Genomic DNA, 22,941 nt, shown 5'->3' with positions numbered 1-22,941 from the left:
TGCGGCCGGAGCCCGGGTTGCCGATTCGCGCGCAGCGCCGTCCGCGGCTGGCCTAAGCTGCCAGTCCGACACCGCACGAAGGATGTTCTGCTCATGGCGATGCGCGAACTGCGCTATTTCGGGGACCCGATCCTCAAGTCCGTCTGCGAACCGGTCACCGTGTTCGACGAGAAGCTCGAGGCGCTCGTGCGGGACCTGGTCGACTCGGTGAAACCCGCCGGGCGGGCCGGGCTGGCCGCGCCGCAGATCGGGGTGGGGCTTCGCGTTTTCAGCTACGACGTCGCGGGCCTGACCGGGTACGTCGTCAATCCCGAGATCGTCGAACTGTCCGAGGAAACGCACGAGATCAACGAAGGCTGCCTGTCCGTACCGGAGCTGTGGTTTCCCACCAAGCGGGCGAAGCACGCGAAGGTCCGGGGCGTCGACGTCCGCAACCAGCCGATCGAGGTCGAAGGCGAAGACGTGCTGGCTCAATGCCTCCAGCACGAGACCGATCACCTCGACGGCGTTCTCTACCTCGACCGGCTCACCGCCGAGCGCAAGAAGGCCGCTCTGCGCGAAGCGCGCGACAAAGACTGGTTCTGGAAGCGCTGAGCAACGCTCGAGCAGGCAGCAGCCGAGCACGATTCAAGCGGGCAGAAACAGTCTCAACCTGGCGCCGTCCTCTGTGCTGCGCTCCGTGCGCAGGCCGGCGCGCGCCGCGGTGCGGGGCAGGACGTCGTCGCCCGCGAGGCAGTCCGCGGCCAGCTCCGTGATGCCCTGGGCCTCCGCGAGCACCGCGAGCCGCGCCAGCAACGCCGTGCCGATTCCCTGCCGCTGCCAGTCGTCCTCCACCAGCAGCGAGATCTCGGCGCCGCCCGAGGCCAGCGGGATGAGCTGCGCCAAGCCGATCACCTCGCGGCCGAAGACAGCCAGCACGCTCGTGCCGCGCGGTGGCATCAGCAGCCGGTGCAGCCGGCGGCGCGGCACCGTCCGCACTCCCGTGTGGTAGCGCCGGAACAGCGTGGCCATCGAGCAGCGGCGGTGGAGCTCGGCCACCGCGTCGGCGTCGCCGGGGACGCCCTTGCGCAGGACGATCGCCGCGCCGTCCGGACGGTCGAGGACCACCGGGCCTGCCACGTTCCGGGCCGTCGCGGCGAGCAGCGTCACCAGCGCTTCGGCACGCGTGAGCTCCAGTTGCACGAACGGCGCCCACTGGCGGCGCGCCACCAGCGCGGTGCCGTCGGCCAGCGCGAACACCGCGCGGTGCCCGCTCTCCGTGCGCGCCGGGTTCGCCTCGGCGGCGGGGACGCACGTGACGACGTCCGCGGCCACGACGTCCTTCAGCACTTCGGCGAGGCGAGCCGGGTCGTCGACCGCGCGGCGGGCCGCGAGCAGCGTCGACGAGGACGGGTCGACCAGCTCGTGGACGTCGGCGTCGATGATCGCGGTGCACTCGCAGCCCTCGGCGCGGATGGCGTCGACCAGGTGCCGGCGAGGCAGGCCCGTCGCGGGACGCAGGACGATCTCGTCGAGCACCCCGCCGGGCACCGGCAGCACGGACAAGCCGAGGATGTTGCACTCGAGGTCGGCGAGCCGGATGGCGATCCGGGCGAGGGTGCCCGGGTGGTCGTGCATCCGGATCCGCACCCGCCACGCCGACGGCGCAGCCGGCTCCTCGACGGCGGCCGTCCTGCTCGGCTGGGGCAACGCTCTGGAGGTCTCCATGCCCCCACGGTCCCCCTGACTTGTTGCCGCTCCAGGACGCGGGTGTTTCGCGCAGATCAGCGTTCGACGCGACCCGGCAACGCCGGCGAAACACTCGGCCGGGCCCGCCCGAGCCACAGACGGCCGGGGTCGACCGCGGACCACGCATTGCGGGCGTCGGCGCGGGCCCCGATCGAGCGTCCCGCCAGTCGGCGACCTCCCTGCTCCCGAGCAGATCAGCGTGGGGTCAGCACGCAGAACTCGTTGCCCTCCGGATCCGTCAGCACGCGCCACGGCAGCTCCGGATCGTCCAGTGTCGCCGGCGCCGCACCGGCCGCGATGACTTCCCTCACCGCCGCGGCGTGCCCGGCGCCCGCCGGCGGGGCGACATCCAGGTGCACGCGGTTCTTGACCCGCTTGACGTCGTCGTTGCGGAGGAACTCCAGCCACGGTCCCCGGCCGGACGGCGCCCGCAGCCCCACCAGGACGTCGTCTTCACGGGCCTGGACCGGCCAGCCGGTGATCCGCGCCCAGAAGGCCGCCAGGACTTCCGGAGCGCGGGCGTCGACCAGGATCGAGGCGACCGCGCCCGTGTCCGCGTACCGCTCGCGGGGCTCGAGCACGCAGAACTCGTTGCCTTCCGGATCCGCCAAAACCACCCACGGCACCGCACCCTGCCCCACGTCGACCCGGCGGCCGCCCAGCTCCAGGGCCCGCGCCACCAGCGTGGCCTGGTGCGCGAGGGTCGAGCTCGCCAGGTCCAGGTGGATGCGGTTCTTCACCTCCTTGGGTTCGGGTACCGGCACGAAAACGAGGTCGAGGTCCCAGCCGTCGCTCTCCGGGGCGCGGACGTCGACCTCACCGGGCTGCTCGACGTCGACGTGCCAGCCGAGCAGCGCGGCCCAGAAGTCCGCCAGGACTTCCGGCCGCGCCGCGTCGATCACCAGGTTCACCAGGCGCGTGCTCATGGGCCGCAGGCTAACCGCCACCTCCGACGATTCCGGTTCGGCTTCCCCACCGGCCGGGTCATCGGGTCGCGAGCCGCAGCAGCGCCCAGAGCTGGGCCGCCTGGTCGTGCACGCCCCGCACGGTCACCGAGGTCAGGGACGCCCGGCCCCAGAGCCACAGGTAGATCTGCGCGGGTCCGGCCGTGACGACGTCGTCCGCGGCCTCGGCCTCCTCGGCCGAACAGCGCCAGGCCTCGGTGGTGACCGGTCCCGCCCGCGCGATCCAGCTGTGCGCGCCGGCCCGGACGCCGACCGAGCCCGCCTTGGTGCCGGTCAGGCCGAGCATCGGCAGCTTCTGCCCGAACCACAGGGTCAGCACCTCGTCGATGCCGTCGACCGCGATGTCGTCGGGCACACCGCGCGGCTCCGCGCCCGCCGCCTGTTCGACGTCCACCCGGTGGACGACGGTCTCGTGCAGCATCCGCCGGCACCAGAACCCGTACGTCCGGTCCGCGGGCCACCAGGTGTCGGCGCGCTCCTCCGGATCGTGCGCGGCCAGCTCGTCGAGCAGTTCGGTCAGGCCCTTCTGGAGGAACGCCTGCAGGCTTTGGCCGGGTGCGGGGTCGCGCGGCCAGTCGTCGGGGCTCCGGCCGTCGGCCAGCCGGCGCCGGACCATCCGGTAGAGGCTGCCGACGTGCCGGCCGACCTCGCCGATCGACCAGCCGGGGCAGGCGGGCACCGGCGCTTCGATCGGCGCCGTGCGCACCGCGTCGGCCAGCAGCCCGCCTTCGGCTCCCAACGCCGTGAGCAACCGCCCCTGGTCGACCGGGCCGTGCTCACGCGACATGGGCTTCCCCGGTGATCGGCAGGCCGTGCACCAGACGGCGGACGAGTTCGAGGAACGGCGTGGCGGCCCGCACCAGCCCGGCGGCCGACTCCGCGGTGACCTTGCCGGTGATACCGGCCTGCGCGGCGGCGCGCGTGGCGGAGTTGCTCGCGAAGAAGGCGGACCACTCCCGCAGTTCGGGCGCGACGGAGTCGAGCAGCACCCACGTGCTGGCCGGCCGCGCCCGTCCCCGGTGCGGACGCCCCCGCGCGGCGAGCACCGCGGCGGCGCCCCGGAGCGCGGCGAGGTAGGCACCGATGAACCGCTCGGCGGGCCGCGACTCCCGCTCGGCCTCGGCCAGCTCGCGACGCGCCTGGGCGAGCAGCCCGGCGGCGGCCGGCGAAGCGGGCGGACGCAGGGACATGGGGAGCTGGGGATCGGAGTCCGCACCGGCAGTGGGCGGGCGCAGCGCCATCGGCAGCTCGGCCCGGCCGGAGCCGGCAGCCACCGGTTCGGACGGCTCCGGGTCCGCAGGCGCCGGCACCGCGGGCGGGGCCTCCCCCGAATCCATGCGCGCCGGCACCTCGAGCCGACCGGAGCCAGCACCGGCAGCCGCCGGCCCGGACGGCTCCCGAGCCGCGGGGCGCTGCGGCGGGATGGGCAGCTCGGCTTGCTCCGCGGCGTCCGCAGCCGACGCCACGGGCAGCTGAAACTGCCCCCGATCCGCAGAAGGCGAGGCCGAAGGCGAGGCCGAAGGCGAGGCCGAACCCGAAACCGAAGTCGCTGGCCGGGCCGGGTCCGCAGGCGCCGGATCCGACGGGCGCAGCATCGGCAGCTCCGGCTGCCGCGAATCCACCGACGCGCGCGGGCGCGGCTCCGCGCCGGCCGTCAGGCACTGACGGGACCGCCCGCGGTGGGTGCCTGCCGGGGCCGGCGTGGCCTGCGGGCGCAGCGACATGGGCAGCTCGGGCTGCCCGGGATCCGTGGGGGACACGACCTTGACGGACATGACGACCCTCCTCCTGCGCGGGGTGAGCCCGATCCGGTGCCCGGTGCCCGGTGCCGAGACGCTTCCCCCGTCCCGGTCCCGGGCACCCGACCGGTGCGCGCTCACCAGATGTCGAACGCCTGTTCGAACAATTTCCAGAGTAACCCCGTACCCGCTGCGCACTCAACCCCAGGGGGCGATCCCCGGACGTGTGTGCGGACACCAGGTCGGTGGCGTGATCTCATAGGTTCATGAGTTCGCTGGAGCACCCCGCCGTCGCCAAGGTGGCGGCCGCGCTGGCCGAAGCCGGGCAGCACGCCGCCGCCGAGGGCATCCGTGTCCTGCCCGCCGAGGTCCGGACCGCCGCTCAGGCGGCCGAAGCGCTCGGCGTGCCCGTCGGGGCCATCGCCAACAGCCTCATCTTCCACCTGGGGTCCGACAAAAACGCGCTCCTCGCGCTGACCTCCGGCGCCCACCGCGCCGACCCGGCCACGCTCGCCCGGCTGGCCGGCGGCGAAATCGGCAAGGCCGACGCCGACTTCGTGCGGGCGCACACCGGGCAGCCGATCGGTGGCGTCGCTCCCGTCGGGCACCCCGAGCCGCTGCCGACCCTCGTCGACACCGCCCTGCGCGCCCACGACGTCGTGTGGGCCGCGGCCGGGCACCCGAAGACCGTGTTCCCCACGACCTTCGCCGGGCTGGTGGCGTTGACCGGGGGCACCCCCGGCGCGCTCGCCGGCGCGGAGGAAGATGGGCAGCCGTGACCGCGATGCCCGCCGGCTGCTCCCGCTACGTCCAGCTGTCCCCGGACGAGTTCCGTGCCCGCCTTCCCGAAGCGCTCGACATCTACGTCCGGGCGATGCGGTACCCGGCGGGCACCGCCGAGCAGCGCGCGCCGATGTGGCTCACCCACGCGCTGCGCGAGGGCTGGCGCTGCATGGCCGCGCTCGACGCCGACGACGTGCTGCTCGGCGTGGCCTACGGCTACCGCGGCCGGGCCGGGCAGTGGTGGCACGAACAGGTGCGCCACGGCCTCAGCCGCCGGGCCGGCGTCGCCGAAGCCGACCGCTGGCTGTCGGACTACTTCGAACTGACCGAGATCCACGTCCGGCCGGAGAACCAGGGCCACCAGATCGGCGAGGACCTGCTGCGCAGCCTGCTCGAAGGCGTCCCGAGCGCGAACGTGCTGCTGTCGACGCCCGAGGGCACCAGCCGGGCGTGGAAGCTCTACCGCCGCACCGGGTTCGTCGACGTCCTGCGCGACTACCACTTCGCCGGCGACCCGCGGCCGTTCGCGATCCTGGGGCGGACGCTGCCCCTCGACCCGCGCTGAGCCGAGGGGCAGCCGTCGTCAGCGCGGTTCCGGCCGCCAGTAGCCGACGACGAGCGCCGCGACCAGCACGGCGGCGCCGCACCACGCCGTGACGCTCAGCCGTTCGCCGAGCAGCGCGGCGGACAGCACCGCGGCCGTCAGCGGCTCGAGCACCGCCGAAAGCGCGCCGAGCACCGGGTGCGCGTCCGCCAATCCGCGCAGGTACGCGGCGTAGGCGAGCGCGGTCGGCACCGCGCCGAGGTAGCAGACCGCCGCGAGGACGTCCGCGTGGAGCGGGATCGCCATGCCGGACCAGCTCGCCGCCGGGACGAGCAGCAGGCCGCCGGTCAGGCAGCCGAACGCCGTCGTCGGCAGCGGCTCCAGTCCGTCGACCGGCTTGGCCGTGAGCAGGGTGAGGGTCGCGAAGCCGGCGGCCGCGAGCAGCGCGAAGCCGAGGCCGCCGAGCAGGTGCGCGGGGCCGGCCGGTGACCAGCGGAGCAGCACCAGGCCGGCCCCGGTGCCGGCCACCGACACCAGCGTCCAACGCCGCGGTTTCCGCCCGCCGGCAAGGGTGACGATGACGGGCGCGGCACCGATCGTGGTCATGGTCGCGACGCTCACCGAGCTGAACGAGACGGCGGCGAAGTAGCTCGCCTGGAACAGGGCGAACAGCGCGCCGACGGCGAGGATGCGCTTGGCCGCTGCGGCGCTGCGCGGGACAGGACGGCCGGTCAGGACGACGAAGAGGGCCGCGACGCCACCGCCGACGAGCAGCCGGTAGGCGGCGACGGCGAGCGGCTGGAGGCCGGCGAGACCGCCGAGCAGCGAGCCGGCGAGACCGCCGGTGCCCCACAGGACACCGGCGAGCACGAGCGCGGCCGAAGAACGGGCGCGCGTGGGCAGAGACAACAAGGGAACGCTCCTGCGTCGAAGGAAAAGGGAGATCGACGACGCGGGGCGGTGCGCAAGACGAAGCAGCCGCGGGCACGGAGGCCACGCGGCGAGGGACCACCCCGCTCAGGCGCGAGGCGGTGGGGTGACGAAGAGAATCCGGCGCACGAGGGAAACCTAGCGGGGTCCGCGAAGCGGAGCCACCGGTTTCCGGCGGCTCCGCCCACGAGCACTCAGTCCAGCTCGGCCAGCTGCTCCCGCAGCGTGTCCAGTCCCATGCCGCCCAGTTTCAGCGCCTCCGTGTGGAACCGCTTGATGTCGAACCCGGCTCCTGCCCGGGCTTTCGCCTCCGCGCGCGCCGCGAGCCAGAGGCGCTCGCCGATCTTGTACGCCGGTGCCTGGCCCGGCCAGCCCAGGTACCGGTCGATCTCGTCGCGGATGTGGGCCTGGTCGGTGATCGTGCGGGTCAGCATGAACTCCAGCCCCAGCTCCGGCGTCCAGCGCTCGCCTTCGTGGAAGCCCGTGCCCGCCGGAATCGCCAGCTCCAGGTGCATGCCGAGGTCGACGACCACCCGGGCGGCGCGGAACAGCTGCTCCGACAGCATGCCCAGCAGGTCGCCGTCGTCGGCGAGGTAGCCCAGGTCCTCCATCAGGCGCTCCGCGTACAGGGCCCAGCCCTCCGCGTGGCCCGAGGTGAACGCCATCAGCCGCTGGTACTTGTTCAACCCGGCCGACTGGTCCACCGCCGTCGCGATCTGGAGGTGGTGGCCCGGCGCGCCCTCGTGGTACACCGTGCTCGTCTCGCGCCAGGTGACGAACTCGTCGCGGCCGGCGGGCAGGGACCACCACATGCGGCCCGGACGGGCGAAGTCTTCGCTCGGGGGTGTGTAGTACGCGCCGACGCCGCCGCCCGGCGGGGCGATCTTGCACTCCAGGGCCATCACCCGATCGGAGATGTCGAAGTGCTTGCCCCGCAACGACTTCAGTGCGTCGTCGGACAGGCGCTGCATCCACGCCTCGAACTCGGCGCGGCCACGGACGCGGTAGCGCGGGTCGGCGTCCAGGACCGCCGCGGCCTCCACCGGCGTCGAACCCGCTTTGATCCGGTTCGCGACCGCGCGCATCTCGGCCTCGATCCGGGCGAACTCCGCCCAGCCCCACTCGTAGGCCTCCCGCAGGTCCAGCGCGGCGCCGACGAAGTACCGCGACCACAGGCGGTAGACGTCCTCGCCGACGGCGTCCTTGACCGGGGCCCTCGGCGCCAGCTCGGCCCGCAGGAAGCCGGCGAACTCGGCGAACGCCTCCTCGGCGGCCCGCACACCGCGCGCGAGATCCGCCTTCACCGCTTCGCCTTGCTCGGACGCTCCGCCGACGAGCTCGGTGAAGTAGCCCGTCTCCTCCTTCAGGCCCGCCCAGGTCTCGCACTGCTCGGCCACCTTCGCGACCTGCCGCAGCGCCGAGACACGCCCCGCGTCGGCGGCCGAAAGCAGGCCGCTGCGGATGGCCGCGAGCGCGCGCGGGACCTCGCCGATCCGGGCCGAGACGACCGACCAGTCGTGCTCGGTCTCCAGCGGCATCAGGTCGAACGCCATCCGCAGCTCCTGCACCGGGCTGGCGATGACGTTGAGGCCGGCCACGTCCAGGCCGGCGTCGTGGATCTCCAGCTCCAGGCCGATGCGTTCGGTGAACACGGCCTTGGCCGCCCGTTCGGCGGCGTCCCGCGGTCCGGCGGCGGTGACGGCGGCGTGCGCCCGCGCGGACAGCCCGGCGCGTTCGGCGAACCCGTCCGCCGAGTAGTCGGTCAGCCGGTGGTCGTGACCCTTGATGCCGACGACCGTCGCGGTGACCGGGTCCGCGGCCGCGTAGTCGTCGACGTAGCGGTCACAGATCGCGTGCACGCCTTCGGAAGCAGTAGAAGCCATGCGCCGCACGCTACCGAACCACCCGTGGCGTGCGGTACGGACTTACGCACGGGCCGGGACCAGCCCCAGCCTCGCGATCACCTCGCGCGTCGCCTTCGAGCGGTTGAACGTGTAGAAGTGCAGGTTCGGCACGCCCTCGGCGATCAGCTTCTCGCACAGCTCGGTGATGACGTCGATGCCCGCCGCGCGGAACGCCTTGGGGTCGTCGGCCAGGGGTTCGAGCCGGTCCAGGAGCTTGCGCGGCGCCGGTGCGCCGGACAGCTTGATCGTCGTCTGCAGGGTCCGCATCGTCGTCAGCGGCATCACGCCGGGCAGCACGGGGACGTCGCAGCCGGTCGCGGCCACCCGGTCGCGCAGCCGCAGGAAGTCCTCGGCGTCGTGGAAGAGCTGCGCGATCGCGAAGTCGGCACCCGCTCGCAGCTTGCGGACCAGGTACTTCGTGTCGTGCTCGAGGTCCGGTGAGCGCGGGTGGCCGTAGGTGGACGCCGACACGCCGACGCAGAAGTCGCCCAGCTCGCGGACCAGCTGGACCAGTTCCTCCGCGTAGGTCAGGCCCTCCGGGTGCGGGATCCAGTCGCCGTAGACGTCGCCCGGCGGGTCGCCGCGCAGGGCGAGGATGTTGCGGACGCCGACCGAGGCGTACCAGCCGATCACGTTGCGCAGCTCGGCGACGGAGTGGTTGACCGCGGTCAGGTGCGCCATCGGCACCAGCGTCGTCTCGGTCGCGACACGGGCGATGCTGCGGATCGTGCCGTCCCGGTTGGAGCCGCCGGCGCCGTAGGTGATCGACATGTAGGTCGGGTCGTACGGCTCGAGCTCCCGGATCGCCTTCCAGAGGACGGCCTCGTCCGCCGTGTCCCGGGGCGGGAAGAACTCGATGGAGAACTTGGGCCCGTCTCCGCGCAACCGCTCGATCACCGACGTCATCCCTGCATGTTAAGGGCCGCCGCCCGGCATGCGGGAGCCCCCGTCCGCGTCGCGAGACAGTCGCTCGAGTCACCTTCGAGGGCGATCCGCGGATTAGACTGGTCCGCGGGAGTGAGCGCATGCGGGAAGACGACGCCGGCTGGGACGAGGACGTGCGCCTCGCGGTCTACCACGCCTTCGCCCGCCACGGCCGCGCGCCGACCGGGCCGGAGCTGGCCGACGCCGCGGGCGGCTCGCTGGCCGTCGCGAAGCAGGCGCTGCACCGCCTCGCCGACGCCCGCCAGCTGGTGCTCGACGAGTGCGAGCACGTCGTCCTGGCCCACCCGTTCGCCGCGAAGTCGCTCGGCTTCTCCGTGATGGGCTCGCACACGTTGTGGTGGGGCGGCTGCGCGTGGGACTCGTTCGCGATCCCCCACCTGGTCGGCGACGAGCCGGAGGTGCTCGTCGCGACCCGCTGCCCCGGCTGCGGGCAGCCGCACGCGCTGGTCGTGAACCGGGCCGCGCCGCCCGAGGGCACCCAGGTGGCGCACTTCCCGGTGCCCGCGGCGCGGATGTGGGACGACGTGCTGCACACGTGCGCGAACCAGCGGCTCTTCTGCTGCGAGTCCTGTGTGGACGCTTGGCGGGCGGAAACCGGCGGCGCCAAGGGATCCGTGCTGGACCTGGTCACGCTCTGGCAGCTCGCCCGCGGCTGGTACGCGGGCAGGCTGGAGCGCGGTTACCGGCGGCGCGAACCGGGCGACGCGGTCGCCTACTTCGCCGGAGCGGGCCTCACCGGTCCGTTCTGGGCGGCCGCGGCCGGAGTCTGATTCGCCACATCCGGGTGCCCCGGCAACCCGCGCGCCCGTGGGTTCGGCGAGTATTGGGGCCATGAACGCGCGCGCCGACACCGATCTGCCCGCCCACGTCGAGCGCGCGCTGGCCGGGTTCCTCGAGCGGGCGGGCACCGCGATCCTGGCCACCGAGCCGACCGTGGCCGCCGGGATCGACGCGCTGCGCGGGTTCGTGCTGAACGGGGGCAAGCGGTTGCGCCCGACGTTCGCGTGGTGGGGCTGGCGCGGCGCGGGCGGCGACCCCGCGGGCCCGGACGCCGAGGGTGTGCTGCAGGCGGTCTCCAGCCTCGAGCTGATCCAGGCGTGCGCGCTGATCCACGACGACCTCATCGACTCCTCCGACTCCCGCCGCGGTTTCCCGACGGTGCACATCGCGAGCGCGAAACTGCACGCCGACCAGGGCTGGCTCGGCTCACCCGCGACGTTCGGCCTGGCCACCGCGGTGCTGGTCGGCGACCTGGCGCTGGCCTGGGCCGACGACATGTTCGCCGAGGCGCCGCTGCCGGCGGCAACACTGGCCGCGGCCCGCCCGGCCTGGCGCGCGATGCGCACCGAGGTGCTCGCCGGGCAGTACCTCGACGTCCGCACGCAGGCCACCGGGGACGCCTCCGTCGAGGCCGCCTTGAAGATCGACCGGCTCAAGACCGCCGCCTACACCGTGCAGCGGCCGCTGCACCTGGGCGCCGCGCTGGGCGGGGCGTCGGACGAGCTGATCGCCACGCTGCTGGAGTTCGGCGGCGAGGTCGGCGTCGCGTTCCAGCTGCGCGACGACCTGCTGGGCGTGTTCGGTGACCCGTCGGTCACCGGCAAGCCCGCCGGCGACGACCTGCGCGAGGGCAAGCGCACGCTGCTGGTCGCGCTCGGCCTGCAGCTCGCGGCGGAGAAGGGCGAGCGGGCCGCGGCCACGGTGATCGCGGACGCGATCGGGGACGCGGACCTGTCCGACGAAGGCGTCGAGACCGTCCGGATGGCGTTGGAGCAGGTCGGCGCGGTCGACGCCGTGGAGCGGCGGATCGACGAGCTGACGACGGCGGCGATGGCCGCCCTCGAGCGCGCGCACCTGGCCGAGCCCGCTCCCGAGGCGCTGACCGGGCTCGTCGTCAAGGCCACCCAGCGGACGTACTGACGTGCGGACGATCGACGGTCCTGCCGACCACGTCGTCGTGATCGGGGCCGGGCTGGCCGGCCTTTCGGCGGCGCTGCACCTGCTCGGGGCGGGACGGCAGGTCACGCTGCTGGAACAGGCGGACGTCCCGGGCGGCCGGGCCGGGCAGCGGAGCTTCGACGGCAACACCGTGGACACCGGCGCCAGCGTGCTGACCATGCCCGAGCTCCTCGAGGAGACGTTCGCCGCGGTCGGCGAGCCGCTGGCCAAGAACCTGCGGCTGACCCGGCTCGACCCGGCGTACCGGGCCCGGTTCGCCGACGGCCGTGAACTCGCCCTCCGCACCGACGGCGAAGCGATGGAAGCCGAGATCCGCGCCTTCGCCGGCGCGCGCGAGGCGGCGGGTTACCGCGCGCTGCGACGCTGGCTGACCGAGCTGTACGCCGTGCAGAAGGACCACTTCCTGGCGGCGAACTTCGACTCGCCGCTGGACCTGACCCGGCCCGAGCTGGTGAAACTCGGCGCGCTGGGCGGGTTCGGCCGGCTGGGTCCCCGCGTCGGGCGCTACCTGCGGGACGAACGCGTCCGGCGGCTGTTCACGTTCCAGTCGCTCTACGCGGGGCTCGACCCGGCGCGCGCGATCGGCGCGTACGGCGTCATCGCCTACATGGACACCGTCGGCGGCGTCTACTACCCCGACGGCGGAATGGGCGAAATCGGCCGGGCGATGACCGGGGCCGCCGCGCGGGCGGGCGCGGACGTGCGGTTCGGCACCGAAGCCGCCTGGCTGGAGCGCGTTGCGTCGCGGGTGCGCGCGGTCCGGACCCGCTCGGGCGAGCGGATCGCCTGCGACGCCGTGGTGCTGGCCACCGAGCTGAGCACGGCCTACCGGCTCCTCGGGGCGCGGCCCCGCCGTCCGCTGCCGCTGCGCTACTCGCCGTCCGCCGTGGTCCTGCACGGGCGCGCCCCGAAGGCGTGGGACCTCGGCCACCACACGATCTTCTTCGGCGACGCCTGGGAGCGGACGTTCGCCGAGATCATCCGCGAGGGCAAGCTCATGAGCGACCCGTCGCTGCTGGTCACGCGGCCGACGGCGACCGACCCGGGGCTGGCCGGGCGGGGTGGCGAGATCGTCTCGGTGCTCGCACCGGCGCCGAACCTGCGCCGCGGCCCGATCGACTGGGACCGCCTCCGCGGGCCGTACCGCGAGGAACTGCTCCGCACGCTCGAGGCACGCGGGCTGACCGGCTTCGGCGACGAGTTCACCGTCGACGAGACGATCACCCCGGCGGACTGGGCGGCGCGCGGGCTCGCGGCGGGGACGCCGTTCTCCCTGGCGCACACGTTTGCGCAGACCGGCCCCTTCCGGCCGGCGAACCTGGTCCGGGCGGCGGGCAACGTCGTGCTGGCCGGCTGCGGTACCACCCCCGGCGTCGGCATCCCGCCGGTGCTCATCTCCGGACGACTGGCGGCGGAAAGGATCACCGGCCGGTGAACGAACTCGACGCGGCGGGCATCACCGACCCGGCCCTGCGCGACGCCTACACCGGGTGCCGCCACATCAACGCCCACTACGGCCGCACGTTCTTCCTCGCGACGCGGCTGCTGCCGGCCCGGGCCCGGCCCGCCGCCCACGCGCTGTACGGGTTCGCGCGGATGGCCGACGAACTGGTCGACAACCCCGCACCCGGCACCGAGCCGGCGGCCGAGCTGGACCGCGTCGCGGCCATGGTCGACGTCGTCTTCGCGGGCGGGACACCGGACGACCCGGTGCTGGTGGCGCTGTCGGACACGGTGCGCCGGTACGGCCTCGCCCGGGACCTGTTCGACGCGTTCCTCGAGTCCATGCGGCGGGATCTCGAGCCCGTCGAGTACGCGACCTTCGCCGACCTGAGCGAGTACATGTACGGCTCGGCCGCGGTGATCGGGCTGCAGATGCTGCCGGTGTTCGGCACGATCGGCCCGCTCGCCGACGCCGAGCCGGGCGCGATCGCGCTGGGCGAGGCGTTCCAGCTGACGAACTTCCTGCGCGATGTCGGCGAGGACCTCGACCGCGGCCGGCTCTACCTGCCGCTGGACGAGCTGGCCGCGTTCGGCGTCTCGCGTGAGCTGCTGGAGCGGCGGCGTCCCGACCCGCGGATCCGGGCGGCCCTGGCGTACTTCGTCGCGCGGACGCGGGCGGTGTACCGGCGGGCCGAAGCCGGCGTCGGGATGCTGCGCCCCGAATCGCGGCCGTGCGCGCGGACGGCGTTGACGCTGTACGGAGGGATCCTCGACGAGATCGCCGCGCTGGACTACGACGTCCTGACGCGGCGGGTCGTGGTCCCGAAGCGGCGGAGGCTGGTGGTCGCGCTACCACCCTTGGCCGCGGTATGGGCGCGCGAAACGCTCGGCACCGGTCGTAGGCTGCGATCATGACCGAACGACGCATCCGGATCGGCCTGCAGCTCCAGCCGCAGCACGCCGACTACGACTCCATCCGGCGCACCGCGTCGGCCGCCGAGGACCTCGGTGCCGACATCGTCTTCAACTGGGACCACTTCTACCCGCTGTACGGCGAGCCCGAGGGCAAGCACTTCGAGTGCTGGACCATGCTCGGCGCGTGGGCGGAGTCGACGTCCCGGGTGGAGATCGGCGCACTCGTGACGTGCAACAGCTACCGCAACCCCGAGCTGCTGGCCGACATGGCCCGCACGGTCGACCACATCTCCGGCGGCCGGCTCATCCTCGGCATCGGTTCCGGCTGGTTCGAGAAGGACTACGAGGAGTACGGCTACGAGTTCGGCACCGCCGGTGGCCGCCTCGACGACCTGGCGGAGTCGCTGCCGCGCATCGAGGCGCGCCTCGGCAAGCTGAACCCGGCCCCGACCCGCAAGATCCCGGTGCTGATCGGCGGCGGCGGCGAAAAGAAGACCCTCAAGCTGGTCGCCAAGCACGGCGACATCTGGCACGGCTTCGGCGACCCGGAGGTCGTCGCGCGCAAGGTGAAGATCCTCGACCAGCACTGCGCGGACGCCGGCCGCGACCCGGGCGAGATCGAGCGCTCGTGCGGTGTCCAGGGCGAGCCGGAGGAGCTGGGCCCGAAGCTGCTGGAGCTGGGCGTCACGACGTTCACGGTCGGCGTGGGCGGCCCGGACTACGACCTGGGCGCGCTGGAGAAGTGGATCGCCTGGCGCGAGAAGACCCAGGGCTGAGGTTCACGTTCGCGCCCGGTGCGCGGCGACGCGTTCGCGCGTCGCGCACCGGGCCGAGCAGTAGCGGCGGGGACTGCCGCCGCCCGTGTGGGCGAACGGCCGGCCGCACGACGGCGAGGCGCACAGCCCGCCCGGGACGTCCTGGCGCTCCGCCAGCAGCGCCGCCAGCCCCAGTGCCGACGAGGTCACGAGCCATGCGCCCCACGGGCCGTCGTCGGCGGCGTCCGCGTGCAGGTGCCAGCCGTAACCATCGTCGTGGTCGGTCAGGCGCGGCGGCCCCGCGTACTTCCCGAACAACGCGTTGAGCACCGAAGCGGCCGAAGCGACGTCGGGCGCCGCGAAGACTTCGCGCAGTTCCAGGGCCGCCGCGCGCAGCGCCGCAACGTCTTCCGGGGACAGCGAAGGATCCGGTTCGCCGTGCTCGCGCAGGACCTGGGCCACCGAGGCCGGCTCGGGGGACGCCACCAGCAGCACGGCCAAGAGATCGGCGGCGCGCTGCACGGAATCCCGGTGCGGGAAGGTCATCCCCCACTGTAACGTCTCGACCATGTCAAGCCGTTACGCGGGGTACCTCGCCGGGGCCACGCTCGCCCGGACCGGCGACGAGCTGTCGGGGCCCGCGCTCCTGCTGCTCGGGCTGACCGCGGGCCCGCACGCCGGCTCGCTGTTGCTCGCGGGGCTGACCGCGGCGGGCGCCGTGGGTGGCCCGGTGTTCGGGGCGCTGCTGGACCGCAGCGCCACCCCGGGACGGCTGCTCGCCGTCGCACTGGGCGGGTACGCGAGCGGGATCGCGCTGGTCACCGCGGTCTTCGGCCACCTGCCACTCGAAGCCGTCGTCGCGGTGGCGGTCGTGACCGGCCTGCTCAACCCCGCCATCGCGGGCGGCTGGACCGCTCAGCTGCCCGCGGTCGCCGGCCCCGGGCTGCCGAAGGCCAGCCGTCTCGACGCCATGACGTTCACCGCGGCGGCCCTCGCCGGTCCCGGCCTGGCCGGGCTGCTCGGCGGGCCGGCCGGGCTCGTGGTCGCGGTCGTCCTGGTCGCCGCCGCGGTCCCGGTGGCGTGGTCCCTGCCGGGAAGGACGCCGGCGAAGACCCGCCTCACGGACGGCTTCCGGGTGCTCGTCCGCAACGCTCCGCTGAGACGGGCCACCGTCGCCTCGACGATCTCCTGCAGCGGGATCGGAATGGTCACGGTCTGTTACCCGCTGCTGGGCGCGGCGCACCTGCGCGGACCGGCGGACGGCGCGCTGCTGCTGACCGTGCTGGCGGTGGCGTCCCTGCTGGTCAACGCGGTCTTCGCGAAACGACCGCCGCCGTGGGCGCCCGACCGGACGGTGTGGCTGAGCACGCTGCTCCTCGCGGCCAGCGGCGCACTGGCCGCGCTCGCGCACGACGTCACGCTGCTCGTGGCGGCGGCAGTGCTGGCCGGGTTCGCCGAAGGCCCGCAGCTCACGGCGTTGTTCGCCATCCGCCACCGGGAAGCACCGGCCCACGTCCGCGCGCAGGTGTTCACGACGGCGGCGAGCGTGAAGATCACCGGCTTGGCCGCGGGCGCGGCGCTGGCCGGCCCGCTGGCCGCGTGGTCGCTCCCGGCCTGCCTGCTGACGGCGGCAGCGGTCCAGATCGTCGCCGCGGCGTCTTGTCTTCGCAGGTCAGAACGCCATGGCCTGGGCGCGCCGCTTGACCTCGGTGCCGCGGTTGGCCCGCAGCGCGTTGATGGGCGTGCTCCCGGGCAGGGAGTCGTCCTCGGTGAACAGCCACCGCAGCATCTCCGTGCGGCTGAACCCGGAGTCGGCGAGCACGGTGATCGTCCCCGTCAGGCCCTTGACGACTCCGTCCTCGACGAAGAAGTCGCTGGGCACGCACAGTTCACCGCCGCGCTTCAGCCCGATCAGCTGCCCGTCCCGCAGCAGCTGCCGGACCTTGTTGGTCGAGGTCCCGAGAACGGTCGCCACCTCCGGCAACGGGAGGACCGCGATGGCGGCGTCGAGGACGTCTTCGGCGACAGGAATCCCACTCACAGGTGACACTGTGCCACATTCCGTCCTCTTCCCCGCTAGTGCGCATGGGTGAGCCGCCAGGTCTCCTCCACGAGGCGTGCGCGGTTCCGTACGATCCATACTCGTGACACGCACCCATCCCAGCCTGGTCGGCACGCTCCTGGAGCAGCGCTACCGGGTGGACCGGCTGCTCGCCCACGGCGGAATGTCTTCCGTCTACCGGGGGACGGACACCCGGCTGGACCGTCCGGTCGCGATCAAGATCATGGATCCGCGGTTCGCGGACGACCGGTCGTTCGTCGACCGGTTCGTGCGGGAGGCGCAGTCCGCGGCGCAGCTGCACCACCCGCACGTCGTGGCGGTGCACGACCAGGGCTTCGACCTGCCGCAGGGTGCGGAGTCGGGGCTGGCGTTCCTGGTGATGGAACTGGTGGACGGCGGGACGCTGCGCGACCTGCTGGACGACCAGGGCCCGCTGGACGTCGCACTGGCACTGAGCGTCGCCGAGCCCGTGCTGTCGGCGCTGGCCGCCGCGCACCGGGCCGGGCTGGTGCACCGGGACGTCAAGCCGGAGAACGTGCTGATCGGCCGGGTGGGGCAGCAGACCGGCGGGGCGGTGAAGGTCGCGGACTTCGGCCTGGTGCGGGCCGTGGCGAGCGCGGGCACGACCAGCTCGAGCGTCATCCTCGGCACGGTCGCCTACCTGTCGCCGGAGCAGGTCACCGTCGGCGCGGCGTCCGCGCGGGGCGACGTCTACTCGGCGGGGATCCTGCTCTACGAAATGCTCACCGGGCGGGCGCCCTACATCGGGGACACGGCGCTCTCGGTGGCGTACCGGCACGTGAACGACGACGTGCCGCGGCCGAGCGGGCTGCGCCCGGACCTGCCGCCGGAGCTGGACGACCTGGTCATGCGCGCGACGCGGCGGGACCCGCAGCTGCGCCCGGCCGACGCCGGGGAGTTCCTCACCGAGCTGACCGCGGTGCGGGCCCGGCTGGGGCTGCTGCCGGTGACCGTGCCGGTCCCGGTCTCCCACGGCCAGGGCGACCTCGCCGACACCGAGCGCACGCTGCCGCGGATCCCGCAGGTGCCGGACACCGGGAAGACGATGCCGGTGCACCGGCCGAACGTGACCCGGGCGCTGGGCCACGGCGCCGGTCCGATGACCACGCAGGTGCCGCCGGTGCCGCCGTCGCTCACCGCGCCGCCGCGGCAGCGGAGCCGGCCGGAACCGGAGAAGCCGGCGGACAACCGCAAGCGGATCCTCGTGATCGCCGCCGCGGTGCTGCTGCTCGGCGGGCTGATCGGGGCGTTCGCGTTCATCCTCACCGACACCGGCGGGGACAAGACCGCGCGCGTGCCGAGGCTCGTCGGGCTGAACCAGGCCGCGGCCGGCGACGCGCTGCGGGCGGTGAAGCTGAACCCGCGGTTCAGCCAGGAGTACGACAACACGGCGCCGTCGAACACCGTGCTGCGCGCCGACCCGGCGGAGGGCACGACGCTGTCACCGAACGCGACGGTGTCGGTGGTGCTGTCGAAGGGCCGCCCGCAGGTGCCGGACATCCGGCCGGGCACCGCGGTGCCCGATGCCGAGCAGGCGATCAAGGCGTCGCAGCTGACCCCGGTCCGCGGCACCGACGACTTCGACGCCGAAGTCCCGCAGGGCGCGGTCATCCGCACGACACCGGCGGGGGGCAGCCAGCTCACCATCGGCGGCCAGGTCACGATCATCGTGTCGAAGGGGCCGATCCCGCTGCCGCCGGTCCCGGACGTCACCGGCCGGTCCAAGGACGAGGCGTTCGGCCTGCTGCAGCAGGCCGGGTTCGAGCCGTTCCAGGCGGGCGAGGAGTTCAAGCAGGAAATCCCGGGCGGCGCCGTCACCCGGACCGATCCGCCGGCCGGCTCGCAGGCGAAGGCGAAGCGCATCGGCGTCTTCGTCAACAACGCCGTCCAGGTGCCGGACGTGCGGTTCAAGTCGTTCGAAGACGCCCAGAAGATCCTCGAGCAGGCCGGGCTGAAGGCCGACCGCGACGGCGGCCGCGGCCGCGGCAACGGCGGCGGGTTCGACTTCGTCTTCCAGCAGGACCCGCAGCCGGGCTCCTTCGTGGAGAAGGGCAGCAAGGTCAAGCTGAAGGGCTTCGGCGGATGATCGGCAGCCGAGGCCGCGTGTCCGGCACGATCGGCCCCGGCCTCATCGGCGAGGTGCTCCTGAACGTCCGGGGCGGCACGGAGGCGTTCTACGCCTACCCGGCCGACCCGGACGAGACCTTCACTTCCGGCACCCAGGTGCTCGTGGTCGACTTCGAACCCCCGCGCACGGTTTATGTCGAACGGTGGCAACCCCTGAGCCGCTGACGACGTCGAAGGGGCACCAACGCACCACAACAGAAAAGAGCGAGGGGGTCGGTGCCATGACTTTCGTGGAAATCCTGCTGTCCGCGGCCGGTGGAATCATCGCCGTGCTGTTCGTCGTCTTCGGGATCCTGCGGCTGCTGTACAAGGTTGCCGAGCCGAACGAAGCCCTGATCATCTCCGGGCTGGGCGTGCGGGTCGACCGCGCGGACACCGCGGACAGCCTGGGCTTCAAGATCATCACCGGCCGTGGGGTGAACGTCCTGCCCGGCTTCCAGACCGCGCGGCGGCTGTCGCTCGACACCCGCGGGGTCAACCTCCAGGTCTCCTGCGTGACCAAGCAGGGGCTGCCGGTCACCGTGCGGGCCGTCGTGATCTACAAGGTCGGGGACGACTTCGCGTCGATCGCCAATGCCGCCCGCCGGTTCCTGGACCAGCAGAAGGGCATGAACGACACGATCCACGAGCTCTTCTCCGGGCACCTGCGCTCGATCGTGGGCGGGCTGACCATCGAGGAGATGATCCACAACCGGGACGCGCTCACCGGCGAGGTGCGCCAGTCCTCGGCCACGGAGATGATCAAGCTGGGGCTGATCGTCGACTCGCTGCAGATCCAGGAGATCGAAGACGAGTCCGGCTACATCCTCAACCTCGGCAAGCCGCACGCCGCCGCGGTCGCCGCGTCGGCCCGCATCGCCGAGGCCCAGCGCGACCAGGAGGCCGCCGAGGTCGAGCAGGTCTCCGCCGCGAAGAAGGCCGCCGCGGTCCGCGAGAGCCAGATCCAGCAGGCCGGCTACCAGGCCGAGGTGGACCAGGCGCGGGCGAAGGCGTCGCAGTCGGGCCCGCTGGCCGAGGCGACCGCGCGCCAGGAGGTCGTCGTCCAGGAGACGCGCGCCGCCGAGCTGGAGGCGGCGCTGGCCGAGCAGCGCCTGCAGTCGCAGGTCCGCAAGCCGGCCGACGCGAAGGCGTACGACACCCGCACAGCGGCCGACGCCGCCCGTGACGCGTCGATCGCCAAGGCCCAGGCCGAGGCGAGGGAGACCGAGCTGCGGGCCGCGGCGGACGCGACCCGCGTGAAGACGGCCGCCGAGGCCGAGGCCCAGGCCACGAAGGCCCGTGCCGAGGCGATGGCGGGCGCGACCCGGGCGACCGGTGAGGCCGAGGCCGCCGCGGCCAAGGCCCGTGGTCTGGCCGAGGCGGAGGCCGCGAAGGCGAAGGGTCTTGCCGAAGCGGAGTCGGCCAGGGCGAAGGGTCTCGCCGAAGCGGACGCGATCAAGGCGCGCGCGGCGGCGCTGGCGGAAAACCAGGAAGCCGTCGTCGCGCAGCAGCTGGCCGAGCGCTGGCCGGAGATCGTCGAGGCGGGCGCGAGCGCGTTCGGCAACATCGACCACATGGTCGTGCTCAACGGCGCCGACGGCATGTCCGACATGTTCGCCAAGGCGCTGTCGCTCGGCGGGACCGGCCTCGGCCTGGCCCGTCAGCTGATGGAGTCCATGGGCAAGCCGGCGGAAACCGACCCGGCCGAGCCCGCCCGGCGCAACGGCGAACTCAAGCTGAGCGACTGACAGTTCACTCCGCGTGTACGGCCCCTGTGTCCCGGATCACGGGTCACCGGGGCCGTACCCCCGTTCGGGGGCGGAAATTCCCGCGGTCTTGTCCTACCGTGGGCGCATGGTGCCGGACCGTGGTTCGCGGGCCGTCCGATGAGCTTCTTCACCGGCGGTCCCCGTGAGCGTCCCCTGTTCCCCGTACCGGAGCAGGAGCTTTACGCGTTCAGCGGACGGCACTGGACCGATCCCCCGCGCGAGCACATCGTCCCGGCCGTGCTGCCGTGGGCGCAGCCGCTGGGCCGGTCCGAGCGCACGGTGGTCGCGCTGCGGGTCATCGAGGTGTGGCCCCAGGCAGTGACACTCCGCGTCACGGTGTACTCCCGCGACGGGCTGGTCGAGGACCCCGCCGAAGGGCTGATCGACCACCGGCGCAAGCCCGACTACAACGGGCTGCTCATCGGGGTGCTCTACGCCGACGGCAGCCGGGCGAGCTCCGAGACCATCTCGGTGCCGTCCGCGTCCGAACCGGACGCCCCCGTGCTGCGGGCCCAGCCGGTGGGCGGCACGCGGTTCGCCGTCGAGCACGAGGTGTTCCTCTGGCCGCTGCCCTCGGCAGGCCCGCTGAAGCTGGTCGTGCAGTGGACGGACCGCGAGATCCCGGAGACCCGCACGACGCTCGACGGCGGCGCGATCCGGGCCGCGGCGAAGGACGCCGCGGAGATCTGGCCGGGGCTCGGCAAGCGGCAGGTGAACGGCCTGCCGGTGCGCCGCGTCGGCAAGCAGGTCGCGTTCACCCCCGATTGGGGGCCGCCCGTCGCCCGGGCGGAAGAGCCCCAGCCTGCTCCGGGAGAATGAATCCCTTTCTTGATCTGTGAGCAGGCGCACCGCGGCCCGGGGTATCTCGAATGGATGAACGGGGTCGCTCGTTAGCGTGGTGGAAACACTTCGACCACCCGGCCGTCATGTCGGGCTGGTGCAGTGGGTTCCTTCCCTTCCGACGCACGTGGCCGTGCGCCCCCCGCGAACCCGGAAAGGTCGCCCATGGCAGGCTCGCCGCTCAGCGCACTCGATGTTGCTTTCCTTTGCCTGGAAAGCGAAACCTCTCCGATGCACATGGCGGCGGTGGCCACCTTCACCGCCCGCGGCCCGGTGGATCCGGGCGCGTTGACGGCGTTGCTCGCGCAGCGGGCCGCGCGGCTGCCGAAGCTGCGCCAGCGCACCCGGACGGAACTGTTCCCGCCGGGCTCGGCCAGCTGGGCCGACGACCCGGGTTTCGTTGCGGCCGACCACGTTCACCACGTGATGCTGAGCTCGCTGTACGAGCCGGACCCCCTTTCCGCCTACGCGTCGCAGTGGATCGCCGAGCCCCTCGACACGGCCCGGCCGCTGTGGGACCTGACGCTGGTCACCGGCCTGCCGAACGGCAAGTTCGCGCTGCTGCTGAAACTGCACCACGCGCTGACCGACGGCGCCGGGGCGTACGCGGTCGCGGCCGGGCTGCTCGACGGCGTCGAACTGCCGGTGCGCAGCTCCGCACCGGCCCCGGTGATCCCGGCTCCGCGCTCCACTTTGGACACGGTGAAGGGCGCGCTCGGCACGGTCTGGGGCCAGGCGAACGAGGCCGCCGGGATCGCGTCTTCGGTGGTGCGGGCCGCGCGCCCGCCGCTCTCGCCGGTGTCGGCACCGCCGTCCGCCCAGCGGCGCCTCGGTTTCGTGCGGCTGCCGCTGACCGAGCTGCGCCGGATGCGCCGCGCGCACGGCGGCACGACCAACGACGTCGTGCTGGCGGTGCTGTCCGGTGCGCTGCGCGAGTGGCTCGTCAACCGCGGCCAGCGTGCCGACGGCCGCACGCTGCGCGCGCTGATCCCGGTGAGCGTGCGCGGCCGGGGGGATGACCAGCTGGGCGGCAACAAGCTCTCGGGCTACCTGTGCGACCTCCCGGTCGGCGAAGACGACCCGGTCGAGCGGCTGCGGGTGGTCCGCCGGGCGATGGCCCGCAACAAGGCGGCGGGCCCGAGCCGCGGCGCCGGCGCGCTGCCGCTGCTCGCCGGCCGCGTCCCGCCGCTGCTGCACCGCCTGGGCACCCGCACGGCGGGCCGGGCCGCGCCGATGCTGTTCGACCTGGTGATCACGACGGTGCCGCTGCCCCCGGCCCGGCTGTCCCTCGGCGGCGCCCGCCTGACGGAGATCTACCCGTTCGTGCCGCTGGCCCCGCGCCACGCGGTCGGCATCGCGGTGGCGACGTACCGCGACTCCGTCCACGTCGGCCTGCAGGTCAACGGCGAGGCGGTGCCGGATGTCGGCTCGCTGCGGGACGCGGTCCTGAAGTCGGCGTCGCGGCTGCTCGACGCCTCCTGACTCATACGCCCCAATGTGGCCTTCGGTGCGTTTTACTAGACCCAAGACCAT

General features: G+C 73.4%; 25 protein-coding genes. 13 read left to right on the top strand and 12 right to left on the bottom strand.

Features of this window, described 5'->3' with window-relative positions; all coding sequences use genetic code 11:
• Positions 1-93 precede the first annotated feature (93 nt).
• Positions 94-594 carry a peptide deformylase gene (def, locus tag AB0F15_RS29195; RefSeq protein ID WP_360276985.1) on the top strand — a complete coding sequence of 167 codons (501 nt, stop codon included), beginning with the start codon at positions 94-96 and terminating at the stop codon, positions 592-594.
• A 33-nt stretch (positions 595-627) separates the two neighbouring features.
• Here the strand turns inward: def and AB0F15_RS29190 are convergent, their stop codons facing one another.
• The 4 genes from AB0F15_RS29190 to AB0F15_RS29175 form a co-directional block, all read right to left on the bottom strand.
• The gene (locus AB0F15_RS29190) at positions 628-1,689 is read right to left on the bottom strand and encodes a GNAT family N-acetyltransferase (RefSeq protein ID WP_360277093.1); all 1,062 of its coding nucleotides are present in this window, start codon (positions 1,687-1,689) and stop codon (positions 628-630) included.
• A gap of 233 nt (positions 1,690-1,922) precedes the next feature.
• A complete protein-coding gene (locus AB0F15_RS29185) occupies positions 1,923-2,654 on the bottom strand; it encodes a VOC family protein (RefSeq protein ID WP_360276982.1) in 732 nt (243 codons plus the stop codon).
• Positions 2,655-2,712: 58 nt separating this feature from the next.
• Positions 2,713-3,480 (bottom strand): maleylpyruvate isomerase family mycothiol-dependent enzyme, encoded by a 768-nt coding sequence (locus AB0F15_RS29180; protein WP_360276979.1) that lies wholly within the window; start codon positions 3,478-3,480, stop codon positions 2,713-2,715.
• The gene (locus tag AB0F15_RS29175; RefSeq protein ID WP_360277091.1) at positions 3,470-3,934 is read right to left on the bottom strand and encodes an SAV_6107 family HEPN domain-containing protein; all 465 of its coding nucleotides are present in this window, start codon (positions 3,932-3,934) and stop codon (positions 3,470-3,472) included. Before AB0F15_RS29175 ends, AB0F15_RS29180 begins: the two co-directional genes overlap by 11 nt.
• Positions 3,935-4,698: 764 nt before the next feature.
• Here AB0F15_RS29175 and AB0F15_RS29170 point away from each other — a divergent pair.
• Positions 4,699-5,211, top strand: coding sequence for a YbaK/EbsC family protein (locus tag AB0F15_RS29170; protein WP_360276976.1), 513 nt, complete (start codon positions 4,699-4,701; stop codon positions 5,209-5,211).
• A complete protein-coding gene (locus tag AB0F15_RS29165) occupies positions 5,208-5,780 on the top strand; it encodes a GNAT family N-acetyltransferase (protein ID WP_360276973.1) in 573 nt (190 codons plus the stop codon). Before AB0F15_RS29170 ends, AB0F15_RS29165 begins: the two co-directional genes overlap by 4 nt.
• Positions 5,781-5,798: 18 nt before the next feature.
• Here the strand turns inward: AB0F15_RS29165 and AB0F15_RS29160 are convergent, their stop codons facing one another.
• From AB0F15_RS29160 to AB0F15_RS29150, 3 genes are all read right to left on the bottom strand, one after another.
• The gene (locus AB0F15_RS29160) at positions 5,799-6,668 is read right to left on the bottom strand and encodes an EamA family transporter (RefSeq protein WP_360276971.1); all 870 of its coding nucleotides are present in this window, start codon (positions 6,666-6,668) and stop codon (positions 5,799-5,801) included.
• Between the two features lie 215 nt (positions 6,669-6,883).
• Positions 6,884-8,572, bottom strand: coding sequence for a DUF885 domain-containing protein (locus tag AB0F15_RS29155; RefSeq protein ID WP_360276968.1), 1,689 nt, complete (start codon positions 8,570-8,572; stop codon positions 6,884-6,886).
• A gap of 42 nt (positions 8,573-8,614) precedes the next feature.
• Complete coding sequence (locus AB0F15_RS29150) at positions 8,615-9,499, bottom strand: methylenetetrahydrofolate reductase (protein WP_360276965.1); 885 nt, start codon at positions 9,497-9,499, stop codon at positions 8,615-8,617.
• Positions 9,500-9,618: 119 nt separating this feature from the next.
• On the opposite strand from AB0F15_RS29150, the gene merB reads away from it, so the two are divergent.
• The 5 genes from merB (at position 9,619) to AB0F15_RS29125 (ending at position 14,631) form a co-directional block, all read left to right on the top strand.
• A complete protein-coding gene (gene merB / locus AB0F15_RS29145) occupies positions 9,619-10,308 on the top strand; it encodes an organomercurial lyase (RefSeq protein WP_360276962.1) in 690 nt (229 codons plus the stop codon).
• Between the two features lie 61 nt (positions 10,309-10,369).
• A complete protein-coding gene (locus AB0F15_RS29140) occupies positions 10,370-11,458 on the top strand; it encodes a polyprenyl synthetase family protein (protein WP_360276959.1) in 1,089 nt (362 codons plus the stop codon).
• Between the two features lies 1 nt (position 11,459).
• On the top strand, positions 11,460-12,932 hold the full coding sequence (gene crtI, locus AB0F15_RS29135; RefSeq protein ID WP_360276956.1) for a phytoene desaturase family protein: 1,473 nt from the start codon (positions 11,460-11,462) through the stop codon (positions 12,930-12,932).
• A complete protein-coding gene (locus tag AB0F15_RS29130) occupies positions 12,929-13,855 on the top strand; it encodes a phytoene/squalene synthase family protein (protein ID WP_360276953.1) in 927 nt (308 codons plus the stop codon). Before crtI ends, AB0F15_RS29130 begins: the two co-directional genes overlap by 4 nt.
• Positions 13,852-14,631: an LLM class F420-dependent oxidoreductase gene (locus tag AB0F15_RS29125; RefSeq protein ID WP_360276950.1), complete on the top strand. Its 780-nt coding sequence runs from the start codon at positions 13,852-13,854 to the stop codon at positions 14,629-14,631. The genes AB0F15_RS29130 and AB0F15_RS29125 overlap by 4 nt, the downstream gene beginning before the upstream one ends.
• 3 nt (positions 14,632-14,634) lie before the next feature.
• Here the strand turns inward: AB0F15_RS29125 and AB0F15_RS29120 are convergent, their stop codons facing one another.
• The 5 genes from AB0F15_RS29120 to AB0F15_RS29100 form a co-directional block, all read right to left on the bottom strand.
• A complete protein-coding gene (locus AB0F15_RS29120; protein WP_360277089.1) occupies positions 14,635-15,156 on the bottom strand; it encodes a CGNR zinc finger domain-containing protein in 522 nt (173 codons plus the stop codon).
• A 33-nt stretch (positions 15,157-15,189) separates the two neighbouring features.
• Positions 15,190-15,498 (bottom strand): hypothetical protein, encoded by a 309-nt coding sequence (locus AB0F15_RS29115; protein WP_360276947.1) that lies wholly within the window; start codon positions 15,496-15,498, stop codon positions 15,190-15,192.
• A 27-nt stretch (positions 15,499-15,525) separates the two neighbouring features.
• Positions 15,526-15,822, bottom strand: a complete 297-nt coding sequence (locus AB0F15_RS29110) for a hypothetical protein (RefSeq protein WP_360276944.1) — start codon at positions 15,820-15,822, stop codon at positions 15,526-15,528.
• 6 nt (positions 15,823-15,828) lie between these two features.
• Positions 15,829-16,167 (bottom strand): hypothetical protein, encoded by a 339-nt coding sequence (locus tag AB0F15_RS29105; protein ID WP_360276941.1) that lies wholly within the window; start codon positions 16,165-16,167, stop codon positions 15,829-15,831.
• A gap of 115 nt (positions 16,168-16,282) precedes the next feature.
• Entirely contained in the window at positions 16,283-16,651 is a 369-nt protein-coding gene (locus AB0F15_RS29100) for an Rv2175c family DNA-binding protein (protein ID WP_360276938.1), read from the bottom strand.
• Between the two features lie 103 nt (positions 16,652-16,754).
• Here AB0F15_RS29100 and pknB point away from each other — a divergent pair, with 103 nt between their 5' ends.
• The 5 genes from pknB to AB0F15_RS29075 all read left to right on the top strand — a co-directional run bounded on the left by pknB (position 16,755) and on the right by AB0F15_RS29075 (position 22,890).
• The gene (gene pknB / locus AB0F15_RS29095; RefSeq protein WP_360276935.1) at positions 16,755-18,779 is read left to right on the top strand and encodes a Stk1 family PASTA domain-containing Ser/Thr kinase; all 2,025 of its coding nucleotides are present in this window, start codon (positions 16,755-16,757) and stop codon (positions 18,777-18,779) included.
• Positions 18,776-18,985, top strand: coding sequence for a hypothetical protein (locus AB0F15_RS29090; protein ID WP_360276932.1), 210 nt, complete (start codon positions 18,776-18,778; stop codon positions 18,983-18,985). The genes pknB and AB0F15_RS29090 overlap by 4 nt, the downstream gene beginning before the upstream one ends.
• A 56-nt stretch (positions 18,986-19,041) precedes the next feature.
• Positions 19,042-20,547 (top strand): SPFH domain-containing protein, encoded by a 1,506-nt coding sequence (locus AB0F15_RS29085; RefSeq protein ID WP_360276928.1) that lies wholly within the window; start codon positions 19,042-19,044, stop codon positions 20,545-20,547.
• A gap of 138 nt (positions 20,548-20,685) precedes the next feature.
• Positions 20,686-21,387, top strand: a complete 702-nt coding sequence (locus tag AB0F15_RS29080; protein WP_360276925.1) for a hypothetical protein — start codon at positions 20,686-20,688, stop codon at positions 21,385-21,387.
• A 186-nt stretch (positions 21,388-21,573) separates the two neighbouring features.
• A complete protein-coding gene (locus AB0F15_RS29075; protein WP_360276923.1) occupies positions 21,574-22,890 on the top strand; it encodes a wax ester/triacylglycerol synthase family O-acyltransferase in 1,317 nt (438 codons plus the stop codon).
• Positions 22,891-22,941 lie beyond the last annotated feature (51 nt).

Source organism: Amycolatopsis sp. NPDC026612 (genome assembly GCF_040638285.1).
Classification (GTDB): domain Bacteria; phylum Actinomycetota; class Actinomycetes; order Mycobacteriales; family Pseudonocardiaceae; genus Amycolatopsis.
This window is presented reverse-complemented; position numbering and strand designations above follow the sequence as displayed.